This window comes from Iodobacter arcticus (genome assembly GCF_042664895.1).
In the GTDB taxonomy this organism is placed as follows: domain Bacteria; phylum Pseudomonadota; class Gammaproteobacteria; order Burkholderiales; family Chitinibacteraceae; genus Iodobacter; species Iodobacter arcticus.
The window spans coordinates 220239-227892 of sequence record NZ_JBHTBQ010000006.1 but is presented as its reverse complement, the minus strand read 5'-3'; the positions used below and the strand labels follow the sequence as shown (position 1 = coordinate 227892).

Below are 7654 nucleotides of genomic sequence, written 5' to 3'. Positions count from 1 at the left end.
TGCGGGCGTCCCGCTGGACCTTCCTTTCTTGCGCGGCCAAGAAACGAAGCCAAAGAAGGCCGCCCCAGCCAGCACGAAGGCCCCTCACTGCGGATAATCGCCTCGGCGACAAAGACTGCTCGCTCGCTGCCTCGCTACCCCTTTGCCGAAACCCCGAGCCGCTTATTCCTCGCTTCGGCGTGCTTCAAGGGGACTTTTAAGCCCCATGCCAAGAGCGGAGCACTTATGATTTTTGGCTGTTTGCTAATACAAAAGCAAACTAGTTAGCACACATGAAGTGTCACCTACCCTACGACAGCACTAGCAGCTGCTGCTCTATCATTTGTCGCAGAATTTTTTTGCTAACTTTGCCCACGCCGGTTTTAGGGAAGGCGTCGATAAACTCGATCCGGTCGGGGATTTTGTAAGCGGCGATGCCTAGTTTTCGTAGATAAGCATTCAGCTCCACCGCTCGCAGGCTGGCATCTCGGCGAATCACAAAGGCGCAGCTTTTTTCACCTAAAAAAGCATCCGGCATGGCCACAATCGCCACGTCGGCCACGCCCTGATGGGCCAGCAATAGATGCTCCACTTCTTCGGCAGAGATCTTTTCGCCGCCACGGTTAATCTGATCTTTTGCCCGGCCTTCCACCACCAGATAGCCCTCAGCGGTCTGCCTGACTAAATCGCCAGTACGGTAAAAACCATCGGCTGTAAAGCTACGGGCATTGTGCTCGGCAGCGCGGTAATAGCCATGAATGGTGTAAGGGCCGCGCGTCAGCAAATGCCCTACTTCGCCAATGGGCAAGGGCTGATCTTCATCATCTACCACGCAGATTTCATCGTCTGGCGAAATTGGCCTGCCTTGGGTGTGCAAGACCAACGCGTCGCTATCGTTGTAGCGCGTGTAATTCACAAGCCCCTCAGCCATGCCAAACACCTGCTGCAAGGTGCAGTCCAGCTCACGCACTAGGCGGGCAGCCATCTCGCTATTAAAACGAGCGCCACCGACCTGCACCACTTTCAGGCTGGATAAATCGGCTTGCAAGCTTGCTGCGGCATCCAGCCATATGGGCACCAAAGGCGGCACCAAGGCGCTGATCGAAACGCGCTCTGCGGCAATCAGCGGGAAAACATGATCAGGGCTGGAATTGCTGCTCAGCACCACCGTGCCACCCGCGTAGAAAACGCCTAAGGAGCCGGGCGAGCTCAGTGCAAAATTATGCCCAGCTGGCAATACGCAGAGGTAAACGCTTTCCGGGCTAAGCTGGCAGATTTCTGCGCTGCCCCGCAGGCTGTAAATATAATCGTCGTGAGTGCGCGGAATCAGCTTAGGCGTGCCCGTGCTGCCACCCGATAGCTGGAAAAACGCAACATCTGAAGCCTTAGGCGGCTCTGGCAGCGGGCCGGCAGCTAAATCATGCAAAGCCGTAAATGGCCCTGCATCACCCAGCACCAAAACATGCTGCAAGCTGGGCGACACGGCTTTTACTTCGCTGGCCAGATTGCGGTAATCAAAGCCGCCATGCTGATCGGCGATGATATAAGCCACCGCTTCGGCATGCTGGCAAAAATAGCTGATTTCTAATTTGCGATGTGCGGGCAGGGCAAAAATCGGCAAAGCGCCAATTCTAAACAGGGCAAAAATCACTGCAAAAAACTCGGCACAATTGGGCAGTTGCACCACCACCCTGTCTTTGGGCCCTATGCCCAGCGCGCTAAACCCCTTGGCAAGGTAATCTGCCTCTGCGGCCAGATCACGGTAGCTCCAGCGGGTTTGCCCGCTCACTACTGCCAGCCGCTCGCCATATTGCTCTACCCGCTCGTCCAGCAAGGCGCTAAAGGTTTGGCCACGCCAATAGCCTTTGCTGCGATATTCCGCTGCCATAGCTTCGGGCCATGGCGTGCAATGGGCTAAGAAATCGCTCATCGAACTACTCCTCCATGCACAAGAACCATGGCATTGAGCATGGTTTGAAACTTCGTCGAAGTTTCTGTCCGAGCACTTTGCGCTAAGAAATCGCTCATCGAACTACTCCTCCATGCACAAGAACCATGGCATTGAGCATGGTTTGAAACTTCGCCGAAGTCTCTGTCCGAGCACTTTGCGCTAAGAAATCACTCATCAAACCGCTCCGGCATGCACAAGGCCCATAGCATTGAGCATGGTGCGAAATTTAGCCGACGTTTCTGCCAGCTCGCTTTGCGGCGACGAATCGGCCACGATGCCGGCTCCGGCAAATAGGCGCAGGGATTTACCCAGCACTTCAGCGCAGCGAATCGTCACAACCCACTCACCATCACCGTTGGCATCGCACCAGCCCAGCATGCCGGTGTAAAAGCCGCGATCAAATGGCTCGATCTGCGAGATCAGATCTCGGGCGCTGCGCTTAGGATGGCCGCACACTGCCGGTGTAGGGTGCAGGGCAGAAGCCAGCATCAGCGACGTGGTGGCTTCATCAATCAGCTCGCCGCTGATTTCGGTGGATAAGTGCCACATCGTTTCGGTATGCAGCAGCACAGGCCGCTCCGGCACATTCAGTGTGCGGCAAAATGGCCGCAAACCGGCCGCAACCGCATCCACCACTACCGCGTGCTCGTGCAAATCTTTGGCCGACTGAAGCAGCGCCTCGCCACGCTCTCGATCAATTTTAGGATCGGGACTGCGGGCGGCAGAGCCTGCCAGCGGATTAGAAAACACCAACTTGCCCTGCTTGCGTACTAATAGCTCGGGGCTGGCACCAATCAAGATGCGCGGCGTGGCTTCCTCTTCTGCAGCGGCGGCAGAAAGGTTCACGGCAAAGGTGTAACCATGTGCATTGCGCTGCGCCAGCGTCACCAGTAATTTGGGAATATCTACCGCTTGCTCGGCGGTTAAATCCAGCGCACGGGCCAGCACAACCTTATCCAGATCTTTATTTTGCAAATGACTGACCGCCAGCGCCACGCCATCGGCATAAACTTGTGGCTCTGGCAGCGATTGAATGGTGCACGGCACGGCTTGCGGCTTAGGCTGCGCCAGACTTTGCGGCAAAGGCCCCGCCCGTAATACGCTGCGTGGGATGCTGAGGCAGGCTGGCTTTTGCCCATCAAAAGGAATCGCCCCCACCACCACCGGATCTAAATGCCCGGTGGCTTTAGCTTGCTTTAAAGCAAGGCTTACCGACTCATTTAGCGCTTCTAAGCTATCGGCCGTGGGCACGGTGGCGTAGTGGCCTTGCGCCAGCAAAGTTTGCCGGGAGCTGGCAAAAAATAAGGCTGAATCTGTTTGGTAGCCCGAGAGTAAATATTGAGCCTGCGTGCGCAATTCACCGCGAAAAAGATCGTTCATAAGCGAGTTCCTCTTGTTCAAAGTGGAATAGGCAAAGTAGTTAAAATCTATAAAACCATTCCTGCACTAGATTTCCTAATCACCACGAAATACCAGACCACGGAGCAAAATAGATTTAAATAAGCCAATAAAAACGAATGATAATGAGTATCATTAGCGAAGTTGGCGAGAGTATGTCATAAGCAAGATGAGTAAGCAATGCTCATGAAGTCACTCGATATTGGCTGTCTTTTATTGCAAGAAAAAGCCAAGAGATTGACAAATTAAAGAAGAAAAAAGCGCAGCCCCCTAAGGGAAGCTGCGCTTTTATAAAAATCAGCAGTCGCTGGCAAATAAGCGAGCATCACCTCATCAAAACGGGCTAGCCAGCTGAAAGCCTGTTGAGCTATAGATTTCTAGCAACCACGAAATACCAATCCCTGCCAGCAGCAGACCAATCACCAGCTTTAGCTTCACTTCAGGAATACTTTGCAAGCGCTTATGCAGCAACATAGCCAGCAGAGTCACAATGGCAATCCCCGTAAAAGCGCCGCCCAGCACGGCAGGCCAATCTCCGCTTATTGCCGCTACCGGAAAAACCACCAGCAAAATTTCAGTCGCTTCAATCACCGCGCTTTTAGTCATCACCAGAAAAACAAAGGGGGAAAACGCGAGGGGAATCAAAGATTCAGGCGTGATGCCTACTTTGCCCAAGGGGTTACTCACCCAGCGCGGCCGCTGATTAAGTATCTGCCTTTTAGCTGACTTAAAAGCCCAATACAGCCCCATGGCAGTGAGCAATAACGCCGCGATCAGCCTTAACCAATCCACAGGAATTGCCGTGTGCGCAGGCAATAGAAAAAACGCTGCAATAAATACCAGCAGATGACCAAAAATCACGGCAGAAATCGCCTCCCGTGGGTGCCCCGCCCGGATAATGGCGTAGGCAATCACCACCGTTTCAAAGAACTCCACTGATGTGCCGGTAAGGGCGGCAATAAAAGGCTGAAACATGGACAACTCCCAGATTTAGATCATAAGAAGTAGATCAATCAAAAAAACAAGCCCTTCACACCGTGATGCCATGCTTACAGTATCACTCAAAAAAACGCCCCTGCATCACAGAGGCACTTCGAGGTGGAATAGTTTGAAATAGCGTAATGCCCAATATTGAGAATAAATATCATTATTAATAATGCCATAGGCAAGCCCTGCCGTACAAGATTAATGTAAGTTTAATTAAGCCCGCACTAGGTGCAATTCATCATTCAAATTACTGAAAAATACAGACCTCAAGACGCAAAAAAACCGGCTGACTCATTGTCTGAACCAGCCGGTTTTGCGATAAAACGAATCAACCTAAGAGCAAGGCATCATCATCAATTTTCTCGCCGCGAGTTTTTTCAAACATCGCCAACAAATCGCCCACTTCCATGGTGTGGCGCTCGTCCCCTGCCACATCCAGCACCACTTGCCCCTGATGCAACATAATCGTGCGATGGCCATGATCAAGCGCTTGGCGCATGGAGTGCGTCACCATCAGCGCAGTTAAGTTGTTTTCTTTTACGATGCGGTTTGTCAGCTGCAACACAAAAGCCGCTGTTTTAGGGTCCAGCGCAGCGGTGTGCTCATCCAGCAACAGCAAACGGGATGGCTGTAAAGATGCCATCAACAGGCTTACCGCCTGCCTTTGCCCGCCGGAGAGCAAATCCATCCGGTCCCCCAGCCTGTTTTCCAAGCCCAGCTCTAAGGTCGCCAGCTTTTCACGGAAAATCGCCCGCTGCTCGTTTTTAACCGCCCGGCCAAAGCCGCGCTTTTTGCCGCGCTGCCAAGCCAAAGCCATGTTTTCTTCAATGCTCAGCCCTTCGCACGTGCCAGCCATCGGGTCTTGAAACACCCGCGCCACCATGCCAGCGCGCTGCCATGCCGACTGCCGTGTGACATCCTGCCCATCGATATGAATGCTGCCGCTATCCATTTGCAAATCGCCGGAAATCGCATTCAGAAAAGTCGATTTACCCGCACCATTGCTGCCGATCACGGTAATAAACTGGCCAGATTCAATGGTGAGCGATAGGCCACGTAAAACCAGATTTTCAATCGGTGTGCCGGGGTTAAAGGTTTTATATAAATCACGGACTTCCATCATGATTTTTTCCCCTTTTTACGAAACAACTTAGCCTTCAGCTTAGGCAACACCAGCGCCACACCAACCAGCACGGCCGTGATTAAGTTTAAATCCTGTGCCTTTAAGCCAATAAAATCGGCATTAAGCGCCAATGCAATCAGCAGGCGATACAGCAATGCACCCAGCACGGTCGCCAGCGTAATCACCCATAGGCTGCGCGATGGCAACAGCGTTTCACCGATAATCACCGCCGCCAAGCCCACCACAATCGTGCCCACGCCCATCGACACATCCGCACCGCCCTGCGTTTGCACATATAGCGCACCGGCAAAGGCAATCAGCGCATTCGATAAGGCCATGCCAATCAGAATCATTCGATCAGTAGCAATACCCTGAGCACGCGCCATTCGAGGATTAGCCCCAGTTGCACGCATCGCCAAGCCGGCTTGCGAGGCAAAAAACACATCGAGCCCTAGCTTGGCCAACACAATAATAACCGCCAACACCGCAGGCTGAACCAGCCAGCCCCGCTCAAATTGTTCACCAATAAAGGGTGAGAACACCGTTGGAGCGCCAATCAACGGTAAATTAGGCGCGCCCATAATGCGTAAATTAATCGAATACAGGCCAATCATCACCAAGATACTGGCAAGCAGCTGCAAGATATTTAACCGCACATTCAGCCACGCCGTTAGCCAGCCCGAGGCTGCCCCGGCCAATACAGCCATGGCACAGGCAAACCAAGGATCATGTCCGCCGGCAATTAAAGTGGCCGCCACCGCGCCACCCAGTGGGAAGCTGCCATCGGCAGTTAAATCGGGGAAATTCAGCAGGCGAAAAGAAATCAGCACCCCAAGCGCCACTAGCGCAAAGATCAAACCAATTTCCAATGCGCCCATTAAGGCAATGGGAGTCATAAGTATTCCAAGGGGTAAACGTCAAAAACATTCGCAAAAGATCTGTAGACACAGAGGGCCCAGAGTACACAGAGAAATACAAAGCTAGGCATTGTCTTTCTCTGTGCTCTCTGCGTTCTCATTTAGCTCTGTGTCTACAGACCTTTTTTGATTAATACAGAAGAGCTTACTTCACCACTTCTTTAGCTTCTTTTAGCAGTGCTGCAGACAGCGTTACACCTTGTTTCTTGGCAGCCGTGGTGTTGACCATCAGCTCTTGCTTAGAGCCTACTTCAGGTGCGATATCGCCGGCTTTTTCACCTTTCAGAATACGCACCACCATTTTGCCGGTTTGGCGGCCTAGGTCGTAGTAGCTCATGCCCATCGCCGCAATCGCGCCGCGTTTAACCAAGCTGGCGTCACCCGAGATCAAAGGAATCTGCGCTTGCTGAGCCACGCCCACTAAAGACTCGTAGCTAGACACCACGTTATTGTCGGTATTGGTGTAAATCGCATCCACCTTGCCCACTAAGCTTTTTGCCGCTGTAGAGATATCCACCGTGCGTGCTGCTGGTGCTTCTACCAGCGTCATGCCACGTTTAGCCAATTCGGCTTTTAATTCTTTAGCCACGATGGTGGAATTCACTTCCCCCGGGCTATACACCATACCGATACGCTTGGCTGTGGGTTTTACTTTGAGGATTAAATCGATCTGTGGGGATAATTGCAGCATATCGGATACGCCGGTTACATTATCGTTGCCCGTCTTCCAGCTTTTAACCAGCTTGGCCGCCACCGGATCAGTCACCGCCGTAAACACCACCGGAATACTGCGTGTTGCAGCCACCACGGCCTGTGCGCTTGGGGTGGCAATCGCCACGATCACATCAGGCTGATCGCCCACAAACTTACGTGCAATTTGAGCGGCAGTGGCGGTATTGCCTTGAGCGCTTTGAAATTGATATTTGATTTGCTTGCCCGGCTCAAAGCCCGCTGCTTTTAATTCATCTTCTACCCCTTTGCGTGCCGCATCTAACGCAGGGTGATCAACAATCGCCGTTACTGCTACTGATTTCATTTCCGCAGCGCCCGCAGTAAACGACAAGCTAATAAGTGCGGCTAAAAGAGTAGGTTTCAATAATTTAAGCATCGGGCAAATCCTTATTTCAAAGTGATTTTGAAGCTTGAGGGAAAGAAAATCTCGAATTTTTTAAGTAAAAAATAAGTTTGCTTACTTATATAAAACAATCGTTTTATTTTTTCATTTGAATGACAAACAAATAGCCAAGCCACTACTTTAGCTTGCAAATCATACTAAATAAAATACCTAGAAGATAAACA

General features: G+C 51.8%; 6 protein-coding genes. All 6 read right to left on the bottom strand.

What is annotated here, in order from left to right; genetic code table 11:
* Positions 1-289: 289 nt before the first annotated feature.
* The gene (locus ACFQNF_RS03850) at positions 290-1909 is read right to left on the bottom strand and encodes a (2,3-dihydroxybenzoyl)adenylate synthase (RefSeq protein WP_380186221.1); all 1620 of its coding nucleotides are present in this window, start codon (positions 1907-1909) and stop codon (positions 290-292) included.
* A 195-nt stretch (positions 1910-2104) separates the two neighbouring features.
* A complete protein-coding gene (gene dhbC, locus ACFQNF_RS03845; protein ID WP_380186220.1) occupies positions 2105-3310 on the bottom strand; it encodes an isochorismate synthase DhbC in 1206 nt (401 codons plus the stop codon).
* A gap of 351 nt (positions 3311-3661) precedes the next feature.
* Positions 3662-4303 (bottom strand): hypothetical protein, encoded by a 642-nt coding sequence (locus ACFQNF_RS03840; protein WP_380186219.1) that lies wholly within the window; start codon positions 4301-4303, stop codon positions 3662-3664.
* Between the two features lie 340 nt (positions 4304-4643).
* Positions 4644-5438, bottom strand: a complete 795-nt coding sequence (locus ACFQNF_RS03835) for an ABC transporter ATP-binding protein (RefSeq protein ID WP_046353661.1) — start codon at positions 5436-5438, stop codon at positions 4644-4646.
* Positions 5435-6334: an ABC transporter permease gene (locus ACFQNF_RS03830; RefSeq protein WP_046353662.1), complete on the bottom strand. Its 900-nt coding sequence runs from the start codon at positions 6332-6334 to the stop codon at positions 5435-5437. The genes ACFQNF_RS03835 and ACFQNF_RS03830 overlap by 4 nt, the downstream gene beginning before the upstream one ends.
* A gap of 166 nt (positions 6335-6500) precedes the next feature.
* Positions 6501-7463 (bottom strand): ABC transporter substrate-binding protein, encoded by a 963-nt coding sequence (locus ACFQNF_RS03825; protein WP_380186218.1) that lies wholly within the window; start codon positions 7461-7463, stop codon positions 6501-6503.
* Positions 7464-7654 lie beyond the last annotated feature (191 nt).